The 23634-nt window shown below is 59.7% G+C and carries 21 protein-coding genes; 6 read left to right on the top strand and 15 right to left on the bottom strand.

Features of this window, described 5'->3' with window-relative positions; translation table 11 throughout:
• The 5 genes from CLV85_RS12580 to CLV85_RS12560 all read right to left on the bottom strand — a co-directional run bounded on the left by CLV85_RS12580 (position 1) and on the right by CLV85_RS12560 (position 10374).
• Positions 1-5907, bottom strand: coding sequence for an Ig-like domain-containing protein (locus CLV85_RS12580; RefSeq protein ID WP_100389989.1), 5907 nt, complete (start codon positions 5905-5907; stop codon positions 1-3).
• A gap of 12 nt (positions 5908-5919) precedes the next feature.
• Positions 5920-7347, bottom strand: coding sequence for a serine/threonine-protein kinase (locus CLV85_RS12575; protein WP_100389988.1), 1428 nt, complete (start codon positions 7345-7347; stop codon positions 5920-5922).
• Positions 7348-7466: 119 nt separating this feature from the next.
• Positions 7467-8261: a PP2C family protein-serine/threonine phosphatase gene (locus CLV85_RS12570; RefSeq protein WP_100389987.1), complete on the bottom strand. Its 795-nt coding sequence runs from the start codon at positions 8259-8261 to the stop codon at positions 7467-7469.
• Positions 8262-8279: 18 nt separating this feature from the next.
• Complete coding sequence (locus CLV85_RS12565) at positions 8280-8894, bottom strand: FHA domain-containing protein (RefSeq protein ID WP_100389986.1); 615 nt, start codon at positions 8892-8894, stop codon at positions 8280-8282.
• A 43-nt stretch (positions 8895-8937) separates the two neighbouring features.
• Positions 8938-10374, bottom strand: coding sequence for a gamma-aminobutyraldehyde dehydrogenase (locus CLV85_RS12560; protein WP_100389985.1), 1437 nt, complete (start codon positions 10372-10374; stop codon positions 8938-8940).
• Between the two features lie 122 nt (positions 10375-10496).
• Between CLV85_RS12560 and CLV85_RS12555 the strand changes: the two genes are divergently transcribed.
• The 5 genes from CLV85_RS12555 (at position 10497) to CLV85_RS12535 (ending at position 14725) form a co-directional block, all read left to right on the top strand.
• Positions 10497-10979: an Lrp/AsnC family transcriptional regulator gene (locus CLV85_RS12555; RefSeq protein ID WP_100389984.1), complete on the top strand. Its 483-nt coding sequence runs from the start codon at positions 10497-10499 to the stop codon at positions 10977-10979.
• A gap of 65 nt (positions 10980-11044) precedes the next feature.
• Positions 11045-12427: an aspartate aminotransferase family protein gene (locus CLV85_RS12550; protein ID WP_100389983.1), complete on the top strand. Its 1383-nt coding sequence runs from the start codon at positions 11045-11047 to the stop codon at positions 12425-12427.
• 54 nt (positions 12428-12481) lie between these two features.
• Positions 12482-13534: a hypothetical protein gene (locus tag CLV85_RS12545; RefSeq protein WP_229820455.1), complete on the top strand. Its 1053-nt coding sequence runs from the start codon at positions 12482-12484 to the stop codon at positions 13532-13534.
• 91 nt (positions 13535-13625) lie between these two features.
• Entirely contained in the window at positions 13626-14138 is a 513-nt protein-coding gene (locus tag CLV85_RS12540) for a methylated-DNA--[protein]-cysteine S-methyltransferase (protein WP_189621854.1), read from the top strand.
• The gene (locus CLV85_RS12535; protein WP_100389982.1) at positions 14135-14725 is read left to right on the top strand and encodes a DNA-3-methyladenine glycosylase I; all 591 of its coding nucleotides are present in this window, start codon (positions 14135-14137) and stop codon (positions 14723-14725) included. The genes CLV85_RS12540 and CLV85_RS12535 overlap by 4 nt, the downstream gene beginning before the upstream one ends.
• 163 nt (positions 14726-14888) lie before the next feature.
• Here CLV85_RS12535 and CLV85_RS12530 read toward each other — a convergent pair whose 3' ends face one another.
• From CLV85_RS12530 to atpB, 10 genes are read right to left on the bottom strand one after another with little or no spacing between them, the layout of a single operon-like run.
• Positions 14889-15638, bottom strand: a complete 750-nt coding sequence (locus CLV85_RS12530) for a YaaA family protein (protein WP_100389981.1) — start codon at positions 15636-15638, stop codon at positions 14889-14891.
• On the bottom strand, positions 15635-16156 hold the full coding sequence (locus CLV85_RS12525) for a P-loop nucleotide/nucleoside kinase family protein (RefSeq protein ID WP_100389980.1): 522 nt from the start codon (positions 16154-16156) through the stop codon (positions 15635-15637). Before CLV85_RS12525 ends, CLV85_RS12530 begins: the two co-directional genes overlap by 4 nt.
• Positions 16157-16165: 9 nt before the next feature.
• Positions 16166-16426: a F0F1 ATP synthase subunit epsilon gene (locus CLV85_RS12520; RefSeq protein WP_100389979.1), complete on the bottom strand. Its 261-nt coding sequence runs from the start codon at positions 16424-16426 to the stop codon at positions 16166-16168.
• Positions 16427-16428: 2 nt separating this feature from the next.
• Positions 16429-17955, bottom strand: coding sequence for a F0F1 ATP synthase subunit beta (gene atpD, locus CLV85_RS12515; RefSeq protein ID WP_229820453.1), 1527 nt, complete (start codon positions 17953-17955; stop codon positions 16429-16431).
• Between the two features lie 20 nt (positions 17956-17975).
• On the bottom strand, positions 17976-18875 hold the full coding sequence (locus tag CLV85_RS12510; RefSeq protein WP_100389978.1) for a F0F1 ATP synthase subunit gamma: 900 nt from the start codon (positions 18873-18875) through the stop codon (positions 17976-17978).
• Positions 18876-18925: 50 nt separating this feature from the next.
• Positions 18926-20563 (bottom strand): F0F1 ATP synthase subunit alpha, encoded by a 1638-nt coding sequence (atpA, locus tag CLV85_RS12505; protein WP_100389977.1) that lies wholly within the window; start codon positions 20561-20563, stop codon positions 18926-18928.
• Positions 20564-20600: 37 nt separating this feature from the next.
• Entirely contained in the window at positions 20601-21395 is a 795-nt protein-coding gene (locus CLV85_RS12500) for a F0F1 ATP synthase subunit delta (RefSeq protein WP_100389976.1), read from the bottom strand.
• Positions 21395-21949 carry a F0F1 ATP synthase subunit B gene (locus CLV85_RS12495; protein ID WP_100389975.1) on the bottom strand — a complete coding sequence of 185 codons (555 nt, stop codon included), beginning with the start codon at positions 21947-21949 and terminating at the stop codon, positions 21395-21397. The genes CLV85_RS12500 and CLV85_RS12495 overlap by 1 nt, the downstream gene beginning before the upstream one ends.
• Before the next feature lie 25 nt (positions 21950-21974).
• Entirely contained in the window at positions 21975-22199 is a 225-nt protein-coding gene (gene atpE / locus CLV85_RS12490; RefSeq protein ID WP_100389974.1) for an ATP synthase F0 subunit C, read from the bottom strand.
• A 47-nt stretch (positions 22200-22246) separates the two neighbouring features.
• Entirely contained in the window at positions 22247-23047 is an 801-nt protein-coding gene (gene atpB, locus CLV85_RS12485) for a F0F1 ATP synthase subunit A (RefSeq protein ID WP_100389973.1), read from the bottom strand.
• 266 nt (positions 23048-23313) lie between these two features.
• On the opposite strand from atpB, the gene CLV85_RS12480 reads away from it, so the two are divergent.
• Complete coding sequence (locus CLV85_RS12480) at positions 23314-23601, top strand: lactococcin 972 family bacteriocin (RefSeq protein WP_100389972.1); 288 nt, start codon at positions 23314-23316, stop codon at positions 23599-23601.
• Positions 23602-23634 lie beyond the last annotated feature (33 nt).

Genomic DNA, 23634 nt, shown 5'->3' with positions numbered 1-23634 from the left:
CTAGTCATAGTCATATCCGTTATACGTTCTCTCGTAAATCTGGCCGCCATTGGCAACCACGCGAATCACGAGCGTAGGTGTAGCAAGGAGCGCAACGTCGGCATGACAGCTCGCCCCGGGAACAGTCGTGTCCGCAGTCTGCCATGCACCCAGGGTGACTCCACCACAGCGGTACTGCACGCTTGCGTAATCTCCCGTAGGCCAGTTGAGCCACGCGAAAGTTCCGCTCTCATTGAGCACATCATTGTCGGACGTGAAAGTCAGGCTCGACACCGAAGGATTCACCGGCACACCCAGCGGGAACGCCGCTGACCACTCCGGCTGGCAGATCGGGCCCGATCCGTAGCTGCGGCAGGCGCGCACTTCGACCGAGATGTCTTGGCCGTATTGCTGACCACCATCCGCCGTGAGGAACGAACCGAGCGCCACAGGACCGTAAACCGTGCCCGGAACGGTGCCGCCGCTCAAACGGTAGTACACCGTGTAGTTGCTATCGAGCGCGTCGGCGCCCATCATGCCGCCATTGACCGTGAAGTCGTAGCGGTTGCCATTGGGCACGGGACCGGCGGTATTCAGAGCGGTCACCACGGCGGGCGGAGTGTGAGCAATCACTGTAGGCGTTGCCGTGCAGCCTTGGCCGTTGTGTGCGAAGACCAGCATTGTGTACGTGCGGTTCGGAGATAGCCCAGACAGCGTCGCGGATGTTCCCGTGCCGACTGCAGAGAGCTTTGCGCCGTTGCTCGTGATCGAGCCATTGGGCGCGCAGGTGGGCTGGGTTCCGGTGTAGGCAGCCGCGGTGTACGACGTGACCGGGCGACCGTTTTCGTTGAAGGCACCAGCCCAGCTCAAGTTTGCGGTGGTGTCGTTGACTACGGATGCTACGGGCGCAGCAAGCGCGATCGGCGGCCCCGCAGGGATAGCGCTTCGCGGCTCGCTCGTGTTCCACACCGACAGGGCCGTATAGGCAGCGTTTCGAGCGCTCACGGTATAAGACACAGCAACACCGTTGTCGAGCACCCACGTCGACGGCGTCTCCCAAGTGCAGGTTCCGGAGTCGCACTGCGCAAGGCCAAGGGTGGTCTCGAAGCCACCGACCACTACGCGGTAGCGATCCACCGGTGAGCCGCCTGTAGGCGTAGGCACGGCATTCCAGGTGAGGCGCAGACCGTGATCAAGCGGAGATGCACTCAGCGTCGAGGGCGCGACCGGGATGATGTCCGACCACACTGAGTCCGCAAGCGTTACCGGTTCTGATTCGCCGATCGCGTTGATGGCGACGACCGTCACCTTCACCGAGTTTGTCGGGCCATTTCCGGTCGTCGGGATCGCACAGGTTGTTCCCGCGCACTCCGTCGTGTTCACCAGAACCCCGGCGGCACGAGTCGTCACACGGTACGACGTGATCGGAGAGTTGTTGGCGGGGCCGGCGTTCCAGCGCATCATGATGGTTTTGTCGCCGAAACCACTCGGTCCGAGGTTCGACACGGGATCGGGCTTGTCTTGAACCGACACCACGACCGTGCCCCAGACGTAGCGCGTCTCGTCATTGGTCGCGTCCGCTACCCGATATTGGAGATTCACGTCACCCGGAACCGCCGACGCCGACACGGTAACGGTCAGAGTGCGGTTGTCGCTGCTCGGAACGATTGAGAGTCCAGCAGGGATAGCGTTCCCGCCAAGACCGCGAATGTCGACCACGCGCAATGGCGCCCCTGGGAAGGGGTTCGTCGACGCATCGTTGGCGAGTACATCAACCACCGTGGTTTCGCCACGCTTAGCGATCGCGAGGTCCGAAGCGGGGCTAGCAAGCGGCCGGGTTGACGGAACGACGTTGAGTTCGATGCGCCCAGACTTTCCTTCGGAAAGGTCGTCGCGAACGCCGAGGGAGATAGAGGTACGGGTGCCCTTGAACGCGCTGTCGTTAGCGCGCAGGGTCAGCATCGTGCCTTCCAGCGAATAGCTAAACGCTTCAGGGAGCGGGCTCAGAACGGTGTACGCAAGCTCGTCGAGGTCATCGGGGTAGGGGTAGTTGGTCAGCTTGAGAAGGTCGATCTCTTTCTCTTGACCGGGTTCGAAGTCGATCACCGCCCCACCGAAGACGGGAGCTTGGTTGTCACGGGGTAGAACGTCGATAGGCAACACGAGAATCGCTGTGCGGCCTTCCGGATCCGTCGCCGAAGTGCCATCGGTGACTTCAAAGGAGATGGATGCTGGCCCGAAGTACTTCTCCGCGGACGTGAATACGAGAGTGTCTTCGTCGCGCACGAGGTTCGAGCCGTCGCTGTGCGTCGCCAAAACCGTGCTGGAGTCAGTGAGACGCACGGGGTTGTCGCCGACCGCAATGATGTAGTCGTTGAGATCAATAACGAGAGTGCTCTCGCTGTTGATGCTCAGCTTCGGTGCGCGGCGATCGATTTGAGGAAGCGCATCGTTATAGCCCGGCACCTTGATGAAGGCGTAGCTGAAGATCGTCGGGTCGGCCGGGTTCGTCACACGGAACGGAATGATCTGCCCCGTGTCTCCGACAGAGACTTCGATCTGCTTATCCGACGTGACCGACGCCGAGTTACCGTACCCCGGGTAGATTGCCAAGGACAGCGTTCGTGGGTCACCGTCGGCGAAAAATACGCCGGCAAGAACATCGACAGTCACACGGTTTCGATCGAGCACGTCGGAGAGGGTGAGCACGCTGTCTGTCGCGATCGGATACGCCGGCTTTGCGTCCGGGTCGACCGTGACGCGGATGAAGTTCTGACTCGATCCGCCGGTTTCGTTCTCGATGACGTAGATGATGCCGTAATCACCTGGCGTTTCTGGCGGCGTGACTTTCACGACATCGCCATCGATCTCGGCAACCGTTTCGGCATCATTCGGCTCGACGGAAACGACGGAAAGTGTGCTGCCATCGGGATCCGAGTCATTAGCCAGAACCTGCACAGACACTGTGATGCCAGGCTTGACAGTCACCTCGTCAATGATCGCAACAGGATTTCGTGCGCCATCGAGCCGCGGGCTAATGCCGATGTTAATTTCGCCGTTCGCGCGAGCTCCGAGTGAGTCGATCAAGGTGTAGCTGAAACTGTCTGTGCCCGCGGAGTACTCCCCCGCCTGGTACACGAAGGTATTGGAATCGACTTCGATTACCGCGCCCTTATTCGGGTTCGTTGCTTGGCCGAGCAAGAGAACCGAGTCACCATCAGGGTCGGCAGAGGTCAGCGGGATGGAGACGCGAACAGTGTCACCAGCAAGCACGCGCGCGGTGACGGTAGGCGGAACCGGCGGGTTGTTACTCGACGCGTCGAGCTCACGAACGGCAATGCGCACGATCGCGGTCGCGGACTGTCCGTCGGGCCCCGCAACTTGATACGCCGCGGTGAAGTTACCCGTACGGTCAGGCGCGAGGTAGCGCAACACGTCGCCAGAAGCGAAGAGGAGGCCTGAGTCATCGGGAAGGTCCTGAGCCAGCTTCGGCACCAGCGACAGCTCAAGGCCGTCGGGGTGCTCGTCATTGAGAAGCACCCGGATGTCGACAGCCTGTCCCACGCGAACCGTCACCGAGTCATCGTTGGCGATGGGTGCCTGCAAGCGGGACGGCGCGGGAATTTCGACAACGGTAATCACGCCGACGGCATCCGCTAGCCCGTTACTGATGCGGTAGTTGAAGCTGACCGGACCGTTGTCGAGCGGAGCCTCGAGGCTGACACGAACAAGGCGCTGTTCGAGGATCTCGGCGCGAACGCCGGAACCCACGGGCAGGTTCATCGTTTCGGTGACGAGAAGCACTCCACCGGCGGGATCGACGTCTGTGCCTGCAACGTCAATTCGCTCATTCTGGAGAGTTTGCACGAACACAGTCTTGGGCACGGTGATCGGTGACGTGTTGGCGTCTGGCGGCGCGACTACATCGATACGCACGATCGCCGTGAACGTGAGGTTTCCATCCGTCACGACGTATTCAAGGTTGTGGCTGCGAATCTCATCGCTCTCGAAACGGAAGGTTCCGGTTTCGTAGCTCGGCAGCACTTGCGCACCAGTTTTTGCAGGAACGCTATTGAGGCGAATGTTTCCGTTACCACCGCGAACGTGACTCAACGGCGACACCGTGACTTCCTTGCCCGCGTACGCCAGCACCACGAACGGGTCGGCTTCGATCGGAACTTCTCCGGCAGGCTTCACCGAGAGCGACACACTGCCAGAACTCTCGGCAGTACCGTCTGAGACCACGAGCGTGACGACTTTGAGTTCGCCGCCGGCTCCGGAATCTGAGAATACGAGGTCCCCGCCCGGCTTGTAGCTCACGACGTCGGGGACTGCGACAGACGCACTCGTGAGATAGAAGGGATCGCCATCCGGGTCTACCCAGTCACCGAGAATTTGATTCGAAACGCGCCCGCCCGACTGCACCGTGAACTTCGTGGCGCGCATCTGTTGCGGGGGCGAGTTTTCGGAATCATCGCGGATCTCGACGGTCACACTGGCACTGGCCGTGCCCCCGCGACCATCGCTAACGGTGTAATTGAACGACACTTGCCCGCTAGCGCCAGGCTCCAGTGTGATCTGAATCTGCTGCCGCTCGTTGATGCGGTCGATTCGGCCAATTCCTGCATTGATAACAGGAAGGTCTTCGACTACGAGAACATCACCGTTCGGGTCATAGTCGTTGAGCAACACCGGCAGAACGGTGGCACGACCCGGGCGGGCACCAAAGGTATCGTCAACAGCGACTGGCGGCTGCTGTACTTTGTCGACCTCGGGCTCGAGGTCAACGAGGTTCTGCTCAACCTCGGGCTCTTCCTCTTCGGTTGTGATGAGCTGGTTCCAGTTGTCGATCAGCTCGCCGCTGCCCTGCACTGCCCAGGTGCGACCAGACAGTCGATCGTTGAGCACCGCGCGCGATCCGTTGACCGAGTAGGAAAGCTGAGCGTTGGCTTGCATCTCGCTCAGCTGAAGCATGACGCCTTCGCCAGCATCCGTGGGGCAGCGTCGCCAGTTCTCGCCGCTCGACCATGCCGCAAATTCGCACTCGCCCAGCCGCAGCGGAGCCGCCGGAATACCGGATTGGCCCGTGGCAAGGCCGACGGCAGCGGCGCCGTTGAGCGGAACGCTCAGCACACCGTTGCTGTACCCGATGAGAACTCGTTCGCCGGCAGCGGAGGGAATCTGGAGAATGGTGCCGTTGCCGCCATCCACAAGCCCGGTGAGGTCAACCTCGCGGCCAGCCATGTGCAGCAGTTCGGCATCGGAGTCGAGGATGGCCCACTGGCCAGCCACTGACGTGATGCTCAATTCGGCGTTCGGATCGAGTTCAAGATTCTCGCTGGACTCCGCCGTATCTGAGATAGCGGCATTCACTCGGAAGAGCTGACCGGCTGACGGAGAGTAGGCGAACAGGAGCCCGTCTTCATCGACGCTGACGATCGCATCGGCGCCCAGGCTCAAGGAGGCGGGAGATTCAGCATCGAAGTTGAGGAAGTCTTCGTACGACCTGATCCACAATTCTCCGGTGCCGTGCTCGAGCACAACAACGTTATTGCCGGCGAAATACACTTCGGGCTGGTTAGGCGGTAGCGCAACGCTGTCGTCGATCTCAGAGAGCGCTGGGTCGACGACGTCGATCGAACTTTCAGAACGGTCGAAGAGCAATACGCTTTCGCCGTGTTGAACCACTTCGAGGTCAGCACTTTGCGCGTTCACGACGGAGTTGATCTCGAGCACTTCGGTGTTGGCGCGCCCGATTGCCTGCTGTTGGTTGTTGGCGACCCAGACGGCACCGTCTGCCAAGTCGACGCGCTGGGCGGTATATCCCGTCGACACAATTGCGACCGTAGCTACCAGCGCTACGATCGCAGAGACACTCACCACACCGATCACTGTGGAGCGGCGCGCTTTACCCCAACGCTTAATCACTGGCCTCCCTCATCACGGCAACACCGCGCATTTTTGGGCACTCGCGGGGCCAGACTTGCCCTCGCGAGTAACAGTGACGGATATACAGACGTTTTCGCCCGACTCGGCGTCAACAACGAAGTTCGGCTCGCGCTGCTGAACTGACGGTTGACCATCGGTCGTCTTAATTTGGTAGAAGTCGCCGGCTTCGAGGCCGGGATCGAGCCAGGAGAACTCTACGACGTCGGCTGAGACCGAGGCCGAGATGTCGCTCACCACGGGGATGTCGTTCGATCCCGACTGAAGCTGAATGAACGTGGCCGTGGCTCCCAGAACCACGACGAAGGCTGCGAGCGCAACACCTATCCACGCGACGGTCTGCATGCCGCGCGTTTTGGGAATGGGACTGATGCCGGTCTTGCGACGCGACATTTTGCCTTCGGCAGCTTCACTTTCGAACGAGCCGAAGCTTTCTTCGATGTTGGCGGGGCGGCGACGCTTACGGCGTTGCGACGACGTCATAGGTGATGCCTGGCCGGGGCGCACGCGGGTGCGGTCTTCCAGCTCGGCAACCGTAGCCAGAGCCCAGTCGTCCATGGCAACTTCGATTGCAGTCTGCGAGAGTCCGAGCTCAGACTCCACCGCTTGCAACTCGTGTACTAGTTCGAGAACGCTGCCTTGGCGCGCCTCTGCTTTGCGGGACATTGCGCGGTTGAGGGCGCGTTCCAAGCTTTCGGGCACATCGCTTCGCCCGGTGGTGCGTGGCTTCGCGCGGTTAATGCGGGAGATGAGGTCGGTCGACTTGTTCGACTCCCCCGGCACTTCGAAGGGCGAGCGCCCGGCAAGCAGCGAGTACACCGTGGCTGCATACGACCACAGTTCAGACTCGATCGTGCCGGCGGTCTCATCCATCAACACTTCGGGTGCCGACCACGGGATCGACATTCCCACGGCTTCAAGATTTTCAGACTCGCTGAGCGTCGCCGCAATGCCAAAGTCGGAGAGCACCGGATGCCCATATGCAGTCGTCAAAATATTGGACGGCTTGATGTCTCGGTGCAGCACACCCGCACGATGGGCGGTCTCGATGGCACTGCCGATCTTGATGGCGATGCGCAGTACTTCAGGAACCGGGAGTCGTTCGACTCGGTAACGCTGGCTAAGCGTCGAGGAACACAGCTCCATCACAAGGTACGGTCGGCCGTCTGAAGAGACACTCGCTTGGTAGACGGTAAGGATCGAGGGGTGCGAGCTGAGCTGGGCCATCAGGTTCGCTTCGGCCTGGAACATGAGCCGAACTTGGTCGTTCACAACCTCGCTGAGCATCACTTTGACAGCGACTTGGCGTCGCGGCATATTCTGCTCATACAGGAACACATCGGCGAAGCCACCCGAGCCCAGAACGTGAACGTGGGAGAATCCGGGCAGCGCAGGAGGAGCTGAGGGCAATCTTCTAGCCACAGAACACCCCTTACTTGTCGTCGAGTTCGATCATTCTAAGTGAGGAAACCACTCAAAAATCGGATTCTGCCCCTTGTCTGGGGTCAGTTTGTCTGTCCCCAGTATGGAGGACTCGAGGGCTACGCCGCTGTAGGCACTTTCAACACATCGATCACAATTGCGGTGATGTTGTCTCGTCCACCACTATCGAGTGCGGAATCAATGAGCTGCGACACCGTCTCGTCGGGAGAAAAACCCTGCTTCATCAGGCGCTCAATTTTGTCGTCCGAGACCTCGCGAGTGAGGCCATCCGAGCAGATCAGCAGGCGCTGACCGGAATGAATAGGCAGCATCCAGAAGTCTGGTGACGGTGCGGCATTGAAGCCGATCGCTCGCGTAATGATGTTGGCATCCGGATGCTCGTCCGCCTCGCCGCGGGAAATCAAACCGGCCTCGACAAGATCCTGAACTACCGAGTGGTCTCGTGTGATCTGGACCAGTCGTTCGGCGTCGAAGTTGTAGACCCGGCTATCCCCCACGTTGAAGACCGCGAAGCTTGCCGACTCATGATGCTCCGTGACGACGACTCCCGTGACGGTCGTGCCGACGCCGAGTTCACTGTCTTGCGCGATGAGGCCGATGTAGTCGGTTGCCCGTTCGAGCGCGCGCTCGACGGCACGTGCCGGGAGAAAGTCACCCGTAATGGCATCATCGAGTCGTTCGACGACGGCAGCACTGGCGAGGTCTCCCGCCGAGTGTCCGCCCATTCCGTCGGCCACAGCGAACATCGGAGAACGCGCAACGTAGCTGTCCTCGTTTGCGGCGCGCCGATGTCCAGTGTGAGTGCCCGCAGCCCACGCAAACGTAAACGTCTGTTCTGCTCGCCCCGGTAGGGCGATGGTATGCCCCGGGTTGTTGCCGCCGATTTCGGTCACGGCTACCTTCCTGCCCGTTTACTCCAGACGCCGCCGAGGCAGAATCCTAATAATGTTTCCGTCTCCAATATCCACTAGCGTGCCGGTGGAAACCACCACCGACTCACCCTGACGGAGTTTTCGTGCCGCATTGCCCGGCACCTGAACGATCGAACCATTGGTGGAGCGCAGATCAGTGACGATCACCGACGCCCCCAATTGCCGCACTTCGACGTGCGTTTCTGATACTTCGCGCTGCGGAGACTGCACTGCAACGAGGCGCGGGCCTACGCCTTTCACAATGCGCGGAGGTCGAGGGTCACGCCCGAACACACACGCATGTTCTAGGGAGTACATCTGCCCAGTGCCGTCAAGCTGCACGCGGTAATACAGCGCGGATGATGCTGCCGTCGGCTCCACGGGAGCACGCGGTGGCTTCACTTGCGCTGCGGCACGCGCCCGCAAGCGCGCTGCCTCTTGAGCTGTGGTCGGTGATGCTTGCTTTGCTTGCGATTCGACGGGACGTTGGTAGGGCTTAACGACCGCCGCGGTTCGTCGCGCGCTGATGATAATCGTGTCATCGAGATCAGGCATGGTCGACTGAAGCTGCGGCCGCTGGCCCGCCGTTATCGTGTCATCGAAGTCATGCTTCACGCGGCAATCTTAGACACGCTTGACGTTTTCTCGTGGGAGCACGTCACGCTTGTCCGATAAAACTCATCACATGCTTGATGCGGGTGTAGTCCTCGAAACCGTAGCTCGACAGATCTTTGCCATAACCCGAGTGCTTGAAGCCACCGTGGGGCATCTCCGCCACGATCGGAATGTGGGTGTTGATCCAGACGCAACCGAAGTCGAGGTGCTTAGCGAAGCGCATTGCACGGCCGTGATCGCGAGTCCACACGCTCGAAGCCAGCCCGTAGTTGACGTCATTAGCCCACTCAAGCGCTTGGCCCTCATCCGTGAACTTCTGAACCGTGATGACGGGGCCGAAGATCTCGTTCTGAACTGCCGAGTCGTTCTGCTGAAGTCCCGAAACGATGGTCGCTTCGTAGAAGTAACCGCGGTCGCCCTGGCGTGCACCACCGAGCTCGACCTGCGCGTGCGACGGCAGCTCTTCGATGACGCGAGACACCTGGGCAAGCTGGTTCGCGTTATTCACGGCACCAAAGTAAACATCTTCGCTCGGCGCACCGGTGGTCGCGTTCTCACGCGTCCACTTCACGAGCTCAGCTACGAACTCGTCGTGGATGTTGGCGTGCACGATTACTCGCGTCGCCGCAGTGCAGTCCTGCCCCGCGTTGAAGTACCCCGCGGCGCCGATACCGGCAACAGCGGCAGGGATGTCGGCGTCATCGAAGACAACAACAGGAGCTTTACCGCCCAGCTCAAGGTGCACGCGTTTGAGGTCGACGGATGCCGCCTTGGCGACCTCCATTCCCGCCCGCACCGATCCCGTAATAGACACCATTTGCGGCGTCTTGTGGTCGATCATGAGGCCGCCGGTGGTGCGGTCCCCTGTCAGCACGTTGAACACGCCAGCGGGAAGGAACTCAGCGGCGACTTCAGCGAACAGCAGTGTCGCCGAGGGAGTCGTGTCACTGGGCTTGAGCACGGTTGTGTTTCCCGCAGCGATGGCGGGGGCGACCTTCCACACCGCCATGTTGAGCGGATAGTTCCACGGCGCTACTTGCCCGATGACGCCGATCGGTTCGCGACGGATAGACGAGGTGTGGTCCTTCATGTACTCGCCCGAGGCCATCCCCGAAAGGTGGCGGGCTTCGCCGGCGAAGAACCGAATCTGGTCGACCGAAAGCATGATTTCGTCAGCGACGAGACTCGCACGCGGTTTGCCGGTGTCTTTCGACTCGAGGTCGGCGAACTCGTCGGCGCGAGCTTCCATCGCGTCGGCGATTCGGAAGAGCGCAAGTTGGCGCTCGGAGGGCGTGGTCTCGCCCCAAGTCTCAAAGGCTCTTGCCGCGGCGGAATAGGCGGCGTCGACATCCGCACTCGACGAAACCGGCGAGTGCGCGTAGCTGTCTTCAGTAGCGGGGTCGATCACATCGAAACCGCTTTCCGTACGCGCTGCGACGTACTCGCCATTAATAAAGTTCTGGATGTCAGGAGCGCTCATGCCTCCAAGATAGCGACCATGACGCCACTAATCCACCCCGGCACTAACGATTTCCGCCGCAAAAAGGCATTTTTGATACGGAATCGCTTGCCAGCCATGCTCTGAACTGACAAAATCGGTACATGAGCACTTCTTCGCGTGGATCCGCCAACAGGCCTGTGCACCTTGACGACGTCTCCAAGTCGATCATCGAACAGCTGCAGAACGACGGCCGTCGTTCCTATGCGGAGATCGGCAAGGCTGTTGGCTTGAGCGAAGCCGCTGTACGCCAGCGCGTGCAGAAGCTCACCGAATCTGGCGTCATGCAGATCGTGGCCGTCACCGACCCGATGCAGCTGGGCTTCTTTCGCCAAGCAATGATCGGCATCCAGATCTCGGGAGACACCACTTCGGTGGCCGAAAAGATCGGCAAGCTCCCTTCAGTCGACTATGTCGTTCTTACCGCCGGCAGCTTCGACCTTCTCGTTGAAGTCGTGTGTGAGAACGATGACGACCTCATCGAGCTTCTCAACCACGACATCCGCGGTATCGAAGGCGTGCGATCGACGGAGACTTTCGTCTACCTGCGCCTCCACAAGCAGTTCTACAACTGGGGAACGCGCTAAGCACTCCCCGCCTCACCAACGTCACCACGCACCAATTCCCCAACGCACTAAAGAAAGTGTTTGAGATGTCAGAGTTCAACGAAGCCGATCTTCAGCAAAAAGCGAAAGATCACCTGTGGATGCACTTCTCCCGCCAGTCGGTGATGGAAGACGGTCACGGCGTGCCGATCATCGTTCGCGGCGAGGGTCACCACATTTATGACTCCAAGGGCAACAAGTACTTCGACGGCCTCAGCGGACTTTTCGTGGTCAACGCCGGTCACGGCCGCAAGCGCCTGGCCGAGGTCGCTGCGAAGCAGGCTGAAGAACTCGCGTTCTTCCCGCTCTGGTCGTACGCGCACCCCAAAGCCATCGAGCTGGCTGACCGCCTAGCGGGCTATGCCCCGGGCGACCTCAACCGTGTCTTCTTCTCCACGGGTGGCGGCGAAGCAGTCGAGACCGCCTTCAAGCTGGCCAAGCAGTACTGGAAGCTTCAGGGCCGCCACACGAAGCACAAGGTCATTTCGCGTGCGGTCGCTTACCACGGCACCCCGCAGGGAGCGCTTGCCATCACCGGCATCCCCGGCATGAAGGAGATGTTTGAGCCTCTCGTTCCTGGCGGCTTCCGCGTGCCAAACACCAACTACTACCGCGCGGAAGAGATGGGCTTCCACGGCACCGAAGAGGAATTTGGGCTGTGGGCTGCTAACCGCATCGAGGAAATGATCCTCTTCGAAGGCCCCGAAACTGTCGCCGCGGTCTTCTTGGAGCCCGTGCAGAACTCGGGTGGCTGCTTCCCGCCTCCCGCTGGCTACTTCCAGCGTGTTCGCGAGATCTGCGACGAGTACGACGTGCTGCTTGTCAGTGACGAAGTAATTTGCGCCTTCGGTCGTCTCGGTCACATGTTCGCGTGTGACGCGTACGACTACATCCCCGACATGATCACGTGCGCCAAGGGAATGACCAGCGGCTATTCACCGATCGGTGCCACGATCGTCTCTGACCGCGTCTATGAGCCCTTCAAGCACGGCGCTACGACCTTCTACCACGGCTACACCTTCGGCGGACATCCTGTTTCCGCTGCGGTTGCCCTAGAAAATCTCGACATCTTCGAGGAAGAGAAGATCAACGAGCACGTTCGTGAAAACTCGCCCAAGTTCCGTGCTGCGCTTGAGCGCTTGCTCGACTTGCCGATCGTGGGCGATGTGCGCGGAGATGGTTACTTCTTCGGCATCGAACTCGTCAAAGACAAGGCAACGAAGGAGACCTTCAACGACGACGAATCCGAGCGCCTGCTCCGTGGCTTCCTCTCGAAGGCGCTCTACGACGCTGGCCTCTACTGCCGCGCCGATGACCGTGGAGATCCTGTGATTCAGCTGGCACCGCCTTTGACGATCGGACCCGCCGAGTTTGACGAGATAGAATCAATGCTGCGTTCGGTTTTGACCGAAGCATGGAGCCGTCTCTAGAACCCACCGCGTTCGCCCTCCCTCTTACCCCACGGCTCGGATAGAGTTCCTTCCGTGAGCACTGAGGAAAATTCGCTAACACTGCGTCCGCGCGATGACCGCGCTCGGATCACTGTGGCGCGCGCAATCGCGATTGGGCTCGCGATCCTTTTGAACGTAACGGTGATCGCTGCTGGGGTGTGGGCTCTCACGAACCAGCAGCGCATCTCCGATCAGTTCACGGTGTGGCAGTTCGAGCCGTCCTCCACGGTTCGTGCGTACGTCACCTCGGCAGCGATGTCAGAGGAGGGCGAGTTCCTCTTCTACGCGAGCCAGCCCGTCGTCCAGGAAAACCCGGAGTTCAACAGCACGTGCTCGAACGTTGAAGAGAACTTTGGCGTGCTGGGGTGCTACTTCCCCAGCAGCAAAGCGATCTACCTCTTTGATGTGACGGATGAGCGGCTCGCCGGCATCGAAGAGGTCGTCGCCGCACACGAGATGCTCCACGCTGCGTGGGATCGACTCTCGGATGACGAGCGCGCCCGACTGACGCCATTGCTCGAGGCTGAAGCCGACCGTATGAAGGATGATCCGGAGTTCGCAACAACACTGGAGTTCTACGCTAAGACTGAGCCCGGCGAGCGTTCGAACGAGCTCCATTCAATCATCGGCACGGAATTTGCCGATCTGAGCCCGGAGCTTGAAGAGCACTACGCCACCTACTTCACGGATCGCGCGACAGTTGTGGCGCTGCACGAGAAGTCGAATGCCGTCTTCACGGAGCAGCTGGATGCCAGCAAGAAGCTCGTTGAGCAGCTGGATGCTCTGCGCGGCACGATCGACGACGACTACGCGACCTACAACTCGGGCTATGACAGCTTGAACGCCGACATCGACAGCTTCAATGCACGCGCTGATCGGGGCGACTTCGCCACGCTCGATCAGTTCAATCGTGAACGAAACCAGCTCATCAATCGCCAAGATGAACTGAATGCGCTCTACGACACGATTGAAGCTAACGTCGCCACCTACGACGGGCTTGTCGTTCAGCTTGAAGATCTCAACGCCACGATCAGCGAACTCAACCAGAGCATCAATATCGAACCGCGCAATCAAGACGGCATCTAACACCGCTCCTCCACAGCACGCGTTTTCGCAGCGAATTGCAATGTCCGAAAATGGCCAGCCGCCTTCTCGCTAGGCGGCGTACGCTCGAAGCATGAACACGTTCACTCCCCTGCAGACAGAGGTCGCTTACCTTCGCCGGCTGTCTTCGCCGATAGGCCGTATCGAGCTCACGAGCGACGGCGCTAGCGTCACCGGCCTCGCCATCGAGAACGACGGCGTTCTCCCCCACGACGAACAGCCGGAGCGTTCTTGCGAGGTTCTCGACGCCGCGGCCACTCAACTCGCCGAGTACTTTGCCGGAGACCGCCGCTCCTTCGACCTGCCGCTCTCCGCGGCCGGCACGGAATTCCAGAAATCCGTGTGGCTACAGCTCAACCAGCTTCCGTACGGCGCCGCAGTTTCTTACGCCGATATCGGCCGCGCTACAGGCCGCCCCACCGCCGGTCGCGCGGTTGGCGGTGCTGTCGGTGCCAATCCGATTCCGATCATCGTTCCTTGTCACCGTGTGCTCGCGTCCAACCAAAGGATCACCGGCTACAGCGGTGGCGACGGCATTCCCACCAAAGTCTGGCTTCTCAAGCACGAGGGGATCAGCCACAAGTGAGCGATCGCGAATCCCTCCTTGTCGGGCCAGACGGCCGGGCTCGATGCAGTTGGGTCGGAGACGACGAACAGTACCGCCAGTATCACGACACCGAATGGGGCAACCCCCTCCGTGGCGACCACAAACTCTTCGAGAAGATCATGCTCGAAGCGTTTCAAGCGGGACTCTCCTGGATCACGATCTTGCGTCGCCGAGAGGGCATCCGCGAAGCCTTCGATCACTTCGACGCCGCCACGATCGCAGGCTACGGCGACGACGACATCGCTCGGCTGCTGAACGACCCCCGCATCATCCGCAATCGGCTCAAGGTATCTGCGGCGATCACCAACGCTCAAGCAACACTCGAACTCACGCGGAACGATCCCGGCGCGCTAGACACGCTGCTGTGGAGTTTCGCACCGCCACCACGAACCACTCGTCTCGCAGCGTTCAGCGACGTTCCTGCGACCACCGAGGAGTCGACGGCCATGAGCAAGGCGCTCAAAGCGCGAGGGTTCCGCTTTGTGGGCCCGACAACGATGTACGCGCTCATGCAATCCGCGGGCATGGTCGACGACCACCTCGAAGGCTGCTGGCGAGCCGTCTAACGTTTCGCCACGGACGCAGCTGTGTGCCTCTTCGGTCGTGCGGGCCAGCAGCCCCGACCCTGCAAGCCAGCAGCCGCGGTCTGTGGGTCGGCAGCCCCGACTCAGCGGCGTTGCCGCTCACGGGCCAGCAGCACGGGCCAGCAGCACGGGCTCAGTGACGTTGCTAGGCGTTCTCGACGACCAGGTCGAGTTCGCCCGGCGCTCCGTGCTCCAGCTGGAAGCCGGCACCGTTTGCCCACTCGAGAAGCGAGTCGACCGTTGAATGGCGAATCCCCGCCCGCACGAGAGCACGAGTGAAGAGCCCTTTGGACTTCTTGTTGAAGTGACTCAACGCCACACGCTTGCCGTCTGCACCCGCCGTCACCACTCGCAGGTAGGCGCTGTTCTCCCCTGCCGCGCCCAACTGTGCGTACGCTTCGGAGCGGAGGTCTAGCTGGAGCCCTCCGAGACCCGCAAGAGCGTCGGATGCCGGAACACGCCAATGCTTCTTCAATGGCAGCCCGGGGACTTTGGAGTTATGAGAGAGACGGTACGCGGGAATGGGATCGCCGGCGCCGATCGGGCCGAACAGCGCCGAATGCACGACCACAGTCTCGTGGGCGAACGAGCGCTCATCAGTGGTCATGGTTGCGGCATCCAAACCGTCGAATAGCACGCCGGTATAGCGTTCAAGGGCTGGCATTACCGGCGCCGTGGCCAGCGTGCGGTTGCGCTCCACTTCAAAAAGCTGTTTCGCGCTGATGCCGAGGGCGCGCTGAGCGGCTTCGGTGTCCCCGGCGAGCTCTGAGACCGCAGATACTACGGCTTGCCGCGGCTGAGTGAGCTCGGGAAACGAGAGGCGATCCCAGTCGAGCACGGCACCCTGATCTCCCCCGTCACGCTTAGTTTCGGAGGGAGGAAGGAGAACGATCACGCGTCGAGGAACGCGGAGGCCCGTTCGACGTTGACGCCGATGGGTCCGGCAGAGTCGAGGGTGATGCGGGCTACTGCGCCGCTCACTCCGCTCCACGGGGAATACTCTTCAACGCTTTGCTCAACAGCATCGCGGTCTGGCGCACCCGCAAGCTCACGCTTAGCAGCGCGCTCTACGAGGCGTTCTTTGTGAAGTTCTTCGTCAGAACAGACAACTTCAATGAAGCGGATACCCGAGCCGGTGCGCTCGGCTAGATTGACCCACTGCTCGCGCGCTGGATCCACGGCGTTGACAGCATCAATGATGATGTCGTTGTCGTTCATCAGCACGGATTCGGCGAGAGTCTCCGCCACCAGATAGGCAGCGAGTCCTGTCGGTTGTCCGGCACTGATGCCGGCCTTCAGGATCGCTGTCTCTATCTGGTCGACAGACAACACGGTGGTCTTGCGCCGGGCACCCACGACCTCTGCGAGAGTCGATTTTCCTGCACCCGGCAACCCGGCCATCGCTATAAGCATGATTGGAAACTAAACCAGTTCTGCGGTGCTCGCCACCACGGTGACGGTGTTGTTCTCAACCGAGAGGAAGCCGTTGTCCGCAATTGCGGTCACCGTCTGGCCGTCTGCGGTTGAAACACGGACCTCACCTTTGGCCAGAATCGCCAGAAGCGGTTCGTGACCCGGGAGAATTCCGATTTCACCTTCGGTGGTACGAGCGATGAGCTGGGTTGCCTCCCCCGACCAGAGTTCCTGGTCGGCGGAGACAACGCTCACTGCGAGAACTGCCATTGTTAGGAGTTCTCTTTCTGAATCTTGGCCCACTGCTCTTCGACGTCGTTGATTCCACCGACGTTGAAGAACGCCTGCTCAGCAACGTGGTCGAACTCGCCCTTGACGATCGCGTCGAACGACTCGATGGTGTCCTTGAGCGGAACAGTCGATCCCTCAACACCGGTGAACTTCTTCGCCATGTAGGTGTTCTGCGAGAGGAACTGCTGGATACGACGTGCGCGCGATACCGTGATCTTGTCTTCTTCAGAGAGCTCGTCAACACCGAGGATCGCGATGATCTCCTGGAGTTCCTTGTTCTTCTGCAGAATCTGCTTCACGTCGGTAGCAACGCGGTAGTGGTCGGCACCTAGGTAACGGGGGTCGAGGATACGACTCGTCGAGGTGAGCGGGTCAACGGCCGGGTACAGACCCTTCGATGCGATTTCACGGCTGAGCTCAGTCGTGGCGTCGAGGTGGGCGAAGGTCGTTGCCGGCGCGGGGTCGGTGTAGTCATCGGCAGGAACGTAAATTGCCTGCAGCGACGTAATCGAGTGTCCACGGGTCGAGGTGATGCGCTCCTGAAGGATACCCATCTCGTCGGCGAGGTTCGGCTGGTAACCCACGGCGGAAGGCATACGGCCCAGAAGGGTCGAAACCTCGGAACCGGCCTGCGTGAAGCGGAAGATGTTGTCGATGAAGAGCAACACGTCTTGCTTCTGCACGTCGCGGAAGTACTCAGCCATGGTCAGAGCCGAGAGGGCAACGCGAAGACGCGTTCCTGGCGGCTCATCCATCTGGCCGAAGACTAGGGCCGTCTTGTCGAAGACACCTGCCTCGTCCATTTCAGCGATGAGGTCGTTACCTTCACGGGTACGCTCACCAACACCGGCGAATACGGAAACTCCACCGTGGTCCTGAGCTACACGCTGAATCATTTCCTGGATCAGAACGGTCTTACCGACACCGGCACCACCGAACAGTCCGATCTTTCCACCCTGTACATACGGGGTGAGAAGGTCGATGACCTTGATACCGGTTTCGAAGAGCTCGGTCTTCGACTCGAGCTGGTCAAATGCCGGGGGCTTGCGGTGGATAGGCCAGCGTTCGGTGATCTCGATCGTTTCGCCGTTGACCTTGCCATCGGCATCCGCGTTCAGGATTTCTCCGGTAACGCTGAAGACCTTGCCCTTGGTGATGTCACCAACGGGAACAGTGATCTGCTCGCCTGTGTCGCGGACTTCCTGGCCGCGGACAAGTCCGTCAGTCGGCTTGAGCGCGATCGCACGAACAACGTCGTCTCCGAGGTGCTGAGCAACCTCGAGTGTGATCTCGGTGGTCTCGCCACCGATCGAAACGTTGGTCTTGAGAGCGTTGTAGATACCGGGGATCGAATCGTGCGGGAACTCGACGTCCACAACGGGACCGGTTACACGTGCGATGCGTCCAACGCCGGCGACAACAGCAGCGGCAGCTGCCTTCTTCGCAGGCGCCTTCTTTGCTGGCGTCTTTTTGGCTGGGGCCTTCTTGGCCGGGGCTTTTTCAGTCATGGCTTCCCTATCTATGGTTCTTACTTAGCCGAGCTCAGGGCGTCCGCGCCGCCCACGATCTCGGAAATCTGCTGGGTGATCTCAGACTGGCGCGCGTTGTTTGCGAGGCGCGTGTAGTCGTTGATGAGCTTGTCTGCGTTGTCGCTTGCAGACTTCATTGCCTTCTGCGTTGCGGCGTGCTTTGCAGCAGCAGACTGAAGCATGGCGTTGAAGATACGGCTCTCGATGTAGACCGGCAGCAAGGCGTCAAGCACCTTGTCGACCTCAGGTTCGAACTCGTAGAGAGGGAGAACATCCTTCTCATCCGGAGCTTCTACACCTTCGACGATCTCCAGTGGGAGCAGACGCACAACCTCAGGAACCTGCAGAAGCATGCTGACTAGGCGGTTGTAAACGATGTGAATCTCATCTACGCCGCCCTCGCTGGCAGGCTGCAGGAACTTGCTGACAACCGCGTCACCGATCTCCTTAGCAATTTCGAACTCGGGGGAATCAGTTCCACCGGTCCAGATTTGCTCAGCATCACGCTTACGGAAGGCGAAGTATCCGGCAGCCTTGCGGCCGACGAGGTAGTAAACAACTTCTTTACCTTCACCCTCGAGGCGAGCAGCAAGTTCACCAGCTTCGCGAAGAACGTTCGAGTTGAACGCTCCTGCGAGGCCGCGGTCACTGGAGAAGATGACGACCGCAGCGCGCTCGACTTTCTCTGGCTCCGTTGTGAGCACGTGATCGACGTTCGAGAAAGTCGCCACCGCCGAAACGGCACGCGTTACCGCGCGTGAGTACGGGCCCGATGCAGCAACCCGCTGTTTCGCCTTTTGAATGCGCGACGCGGAGATCAGCTCCATCGCGCGTGTGATCTTCTTGGTCGTCTTGGCAGAACTAATTTTCTGCCGGTAGACCCGAAGTTGCGCTCCCATGGCTTTCTAACTTTCTATGTCGTGTTGGTCGATGATCACTGGTGCGAAGCTCAGCGCTTCTGCTTGACGATCTGCTCTTGAGCGATGTCTTCTTCAGCGATCTCGTCGAACTCCTCGGTGCCGACGGAGTTGAGCGACTTGCCCTCACCCGTCTGGAAGCCCAGCTTGAAGGCTTCGACTCCGGCATCCATGTCAGCGATCAGCTGGTCATCGAGTGCGTTCTTCTCGCGGAGGGTGTCAAGCACCTTCGTGTTGCGTGCGAGGTAGTCGTGGAGTTCACTTTCGAAACGAAGTACGTCTTCGACGGGAACTTCATCGAGCTTGCCGTTGGTGCCAGCCCAGATCGAAACGACCTGGTTCTCGACGGGGAACGGCGAGTACTGCGGCTGGCGCAGCAGCTCGGTGAGGCGTGCACCTCGAGCAAGCTGGCGACGGCTCGTTGCGTCGAGGTCGGATGCGAACATCGCGAATGCCTCGAGCGAACGGTACTGAGCCAGTTCCAGCTTCAGGGTTCCTGAAACCTTCTTGATCGACTTGACCTGCGCGTCACCACCGACTCGCGAGACCGAGATTCCCACGTCAACAGCGGGGCGCTGGTTGGCGTTGAAGAGGTCGGACTGCAAGAAGATCTGGCCGTCGGTGATCGAGATCACGTTGGTCGGAATGTAGGCAGCAACGTCGTTTGCCTTGGTCTCGATGATGGGAAGACCGGTCATCGAACCGGCACCCAGCTCGTCAGAGAGCTTGGCACAACGCTCGAGCAGACGGGAGTGCAGGTAGAACACGTCACCGGGGTATGCCTCACGCCCTGGCGGACGGCGCAGGAGCAGCGATACGGCACGGTAGGCCTCAGCCTGCTTGGAGAGGTCATCGAAGATGATCAGTACGTGCTTGCCGCCGTACATCCAGTGCTGGCCGATGGCCGAACCGGTGTAGGGAGCAAGGTACTTGAAACCTGCGGGGTCGGATGCGGGAGCAGCCACGATGGTGGTGTACTCCATGGCACCGGCGTCCTCGAGCGCGCCCTTGACGGCAGCGATCGTGGAACCCTTTTGACCGATAGCAACGTAGATGCAGCGAACCTGCTTGTTCTCGTCGCCCGACTCCCAGTTGTCCTTCTGGTTGATGATGGTGTCGATCGCGATGGCGGTCTTACCCGTCTGGCGGTCACCAATGATCAGCTGGCGCTGGCCACGGCCGATCGGGATCATGGCGTCGATTGCCTTGATTCCGGTCTGCATGGGCTCGTGCACGCTCTTACGGGCCATAACGCCGGGAGCCTGGAGCTCAAGGGCGCGGCGGCCTTCTGCCTTGATGTCGCCGAGACCATCGATGGGGTTACCCAGCGGGTCGACTACACGGCCGAGGAATGCGTCACCGACGGGCGAGGAGAGAACTTCGCCAGTGCGAGCAACTTCCATACCTTCAACGATGCCGGTGAATTCACCGAGAACAACAACACCGATCTCGTCTTCGTCGAGGTTCTGAGCGAGGCCCAGAGTTCCATCAGCGAAGCGGATGAGCTCGTTGGCCATAACGCCGGGGAGTCCCTCGACGTGGGCGATGCCGTCGGACGCGTCAATGACCGTTCCGGTTTCGGTGGTCGCGGCCTTGCCGGGCTCGTAAGCCTTGACGAAGTCCTTGAGCGCGTCGCGGATCTCGTCCGGACTAATGCTGAGTTCTGCCATTGTGTTTTCCTATTCCGTGGAAAGTTCTGCTAACTCGCTAGCCTGCGAGTTGGATCCTGAGGTCGTTGAGCTTGGTGGAAACGCTGCCATCGATAACTTCGTCACCGATCTGCACGCGAACCCCACCGATAATCGAGGGGTCGAGACGAACGTTGAGCTTGAGCTCGCGTCCGTAGTTGCTGGCAAGTCCTGCGCGCAGGCGCTCAAGCTGTGCTGCCTTGAGCGGTGCGGCGGTCGTAATGGTTGCGACCGCCTTGCCTGCCTGGTCCGCAACGATGTCAGCGGCCGTGGAAACGAGTTCCCCGATGCGACGCCCACGGGGCTGCTGAACGAGGTGATCAACGATCAGCGCCGTCTGCTCCGATGCCTTGCCCGTGAGCAAGGAACCAACGAGCTTCGACTTCGCAGCAGCCGAACCGAGCTTGCTGCCAACAGCAAGTTCGAGCTGTGCGTCAGACGCGACGGTGGTACCGAAAGCGAAGAGTTCGTCTTCGATCGCGAGCTTTGCCGGAGCCGACTTAGCGATCGCTCGAATGCCGACCTCTTCGATTCCTGCGAGCAAGTCGTCAGCGCTCGACCAGCGAGCGCTCACGATGGCTGAAAGTACGGTGCGCGTTGAGGCGCTCAGCGACGAGAAAACCGAGCCGACTGTTGCGGCCTTGTCTTTCGCGTCGACGGCAGGGTCAGCCAAAACAGCACGAAGCTGAGCGGAGTCGCCCACTACGCGTCCTGCTTTGAACAGCTCTGCGCCCGTGGCCAGAGAGTTCTTGGCAGTGACGGATGCGAGTGCATCCTTCGCTGCAACAAGCGCTTCTCTCGTAGCTGATCCCATTACTTCTTCGCCTTTGCCTTCTCTGATGCCTCGAGGTCAGCCAAGAACTGGTCGACGAGTGCCGACGACTTCTTGTCATCCGTCAGGCTCTGCCCGATAACGCCCGATGCGAGGTCGATGGCCATTGAGCCAACCTCGCTGCGGAGCGAGACGAGTGCCGCCTGGCGTTCTGCTTCGATCGTTGCTTGAGCGTTCGCAGTGATGCGAGCGGCTTCGACCGTCGCCTGCTCCTTGAGCTCGTTGACGATGGCGGTTCCCTCAAGACGAGCCTGTTCGCGGATCTTCGCGGCTTCGGCACGACCTTCAGCGAGCTGCGTCTTGTACTGCTCGAGAGCCGTAGCCGCTTCAGCCTGAGCGATCTCAGCCTTCTTGATGCCACCTTCGATGGCCTCAGCGCGAGCATCAAGCGTCTTCGTCAGTGCTGGAAGGAACTTCTTCCAGAAGAAGAACAAGATGATAGCGAAGCAAACCGCTGACCAAATGATGTCGTAATCTGCGGGAAGGAGGGGATTCAAATCTCCCTCTTCCGCGGCAGCCAGTACTGCACTAAGCATCCCAGCCTCCTCAGTTAGTCAGTTATTACGGGAATTGGATGAAGGAAACAGCAATCGCGATGAATGCGAGGGCCTCGGTGAATGCGATACCGAGGAACATGAGTCCTGTCAGGCGGCCCTGAAGCTCAGGCTGGCGCGCAACGGACTCCACTGTCTTTCCAACAACGATTCCCACACCAATGGCTGGGCCAATGGTGGCGATGCCAAAGGCTACTGGGGCGAGTTGACCTGTGATTTCGGCAACGTTCATTTGTTTTCCTTCCGTAGTTTCAATTTCCAGCGGTCGCTGGAACCTGTCTAGTGTTCTTCGACCAGCGCTAGCTGGATGTATACCGCAGTCAGGAATGTGAACACATAAGCCTGGAGGACGGCAACGAGGATTTCGAAGAGTGTAAAGATAAGCCCAAAAGCAAGAGTTAGACCGCTAAAGAGCCCGTAAAAGCCCCCCGCTGTGAACAAGAAAAATTGTGTCGCGGAGAAACACAGCACAAGAAGCATGTGCCCTGCGATCATGTTCATAAGCAATCGGAGCGCTAGTGTGACCGGGCGGAGAATAAACGTCGAAACGAATTCAATCGGAGTAACGATTATGTAGAGCGCCCAAGGAACCCCGGAAGGGAAAAGCGAAGCCTTGAAGAAGGTCATTCCCTGCTTCTTGATACCTGCATAGATAAAAACCACGTACGCGACGACCGCTAGGACTAGCGGGACTCCGATTACTGAGGTGCCTGCAATGTTGAGCCCCGGCACGACGCCAGTGATATTCATCGCTAGAACCATGAAAAACATCGTGGCTAGAAGCGGCATGAAGCGTTTGCCGTCTTCCTTTCCAAGAGCACCGTCCGCAATGTTTGACTGAACGAAGCCGACTGCCATCTCCAAGAGGCTCTGGCTGCGGCCCGGAATCATTCGCATTCGGCGAGTTCCGACCCAGAAGAGCAGGATGAGAACGAGAACCGCGATGAATCGGACCATCATGATGCGGTTGATCTCGAATGGCGTTCCAGCAAAAAGGAAGGCCCCTGGGAAGAACTCAGCTAAAGATGGGCCATGAAAACTCCCATCACCAGATCCGTCGTCGGTGGCAAATGGCGCAATGAGCGCGAGAGCGTTATATAACAGCGCTGTCTCCAGAATCGGGGCGTAGATGCACGCGGCGAGGGATTTTTCTTACTTCACCCAGCTTAGCAAAGGATTGCGAAATGCTGGACCAGATGTGGGATTTGTTTCTCGAGACATCTAGCCGCTGACCGAAGCTACGCAGTTGGGAAATAGAAGAGCTGTCCTACTAGACAAGCCATTCTTACTCGGGTTATCCTCAGTTTCAATTCAGAAACCGCCCAATCAGAGAATTGAGGAAGTTCATGCTTAAGAAGAAGATCGCCACGGCGACGATTTTGGCGCTGCTCGTCACCGGTGTTGGTGCTGGAAGCGCTCTTGCAACTACTAAGTACGTCGATGGTGGGGAGTGGCGCTACGGCGGATTTATCTACTCCGAGTACCTCCACCCGTCCAAATACCACTACGCGAAGGTCGTCAACGGCAACGGGACCGTTGACGTTGGCTATACCGTCGGTGGCGGAAAATGGTCAAAGGCCAGTCTCGTTGGAACTCTGTGGGGGAACCAAGCGTCCTACCGAATCTTCAACTAGCGGATAGCAGCCGCCAAGCGGCCGGCCAACTCT

Source organism: Salinibacterium amurskyense (assembly GCF_002797685.1).
Lineage (GTDB): Bacteria > Actinomycetota > Actinomycetes > Actinomycetales > Microbacteriaceae > Rhodoglobus > Rhodoglobus amurskyensis.
The sequence above is the reverse complement of the archived record's forward strand: the minus strand, read 5'-3'. Positions and strand labels throughout refer to the sequence as shown.

Excerpts from the sequence above, each read along its gene's own strand:
- atpA (WP_100389977.1), bottom strand. The coding sequence starts at position 20,563 with ATGGCAGAACTCAGCATTAGTCCGGACGAGATCCGCGACGCGCTCAAG.
- CLV85_RS12560 (WP_100389985.1), bottom strand. The coding sequence starts at position 10,374 with ATGAGCGCTCCTGACATCCAGAACTTTATTAATGGCGAGTACGTCGCA.
- CLV85_RS12495 (WP_100389975.1), bottom strand. The coding sequence starts at position 21,949 with ATGCTTAGTGCAGTACTGGCTGCCGCGGAAGAGGGAGATTTGAATCCC.
- CLV85_RS12510 (WP_100389978.1), bottom strand. The coding sequence starts at position 18,875 with ATGGGAGCGCAACTTCGGGTCTACCGGCAGAAAATTAGTTCTGCCAAG.
- CLV85_RS12480 (WP_100389972.1), top strand. The coding sequence starts at position 23,314 with ATGCTTAAGAAGAAGATCGCCACGGCGACGATTTTGGCGCTGCTCGTC.
- CLV85_RS12555 (WP_100389984.1), top strand. The coding sequence starts at position 10,497 with ATGAGCACTTCTTCGCGTGGATCCGCCAACAGGCCTGTGCACCTTGAC.
- CLV85_RS12500 (WP_100389976.1), bottom strand. The coding sequence starts at position 21,395 with ATGGGATCAGCTACGAGAGAAGCGCTTGTTGCAGCGAAGGATGCACTC.
- CLV85_RS12525 (WP_100389980.1), bottom strand. The coding sequence starts at position 16,156 with ATGCTTATAGCGATGGCCGGGTTGCCGGGTGCAGGAAAATCGACTCTC.
- CLV85_RS12520 (WP_100389979.1), bottom strand. The coding sequence starts at position 16,426 with ATGGCAGTTCTCGCAGTGAGCGTTGTCTCCGCCGACCAGGAACTCTGG.
- atpE (WP_100389974.1), bottom strand. The coding sequence starts at position 22,199 with ATGAACGTTGCCGAAATCACAGGTCAACTCGCCCCAGTAGCCTTTGGC.
- atpD (WP_229820453.1), bottom strand. The coding sequence starts at position 17,955 with ATGACTGAAAAAGCCCCGGCCAAGAAGGCCCCAGCCAAAAAGACGCCA.
- CLV85_RS12550 (WP_100389983.1), top strand. The coding sequence starts at position 11,045 with ATGTCAGAGTTCAACGAAGCCGATCTTCAGCAAAAAGCGAAAGATCAC.
- CLV85_RS12540 (WP_189621854.1), top strand. The coding sequence starts at position 13,626 with ATGAACACGTTCACTCCCCTGCAGACAGAGGTCGCTTACCTTCGCCGG.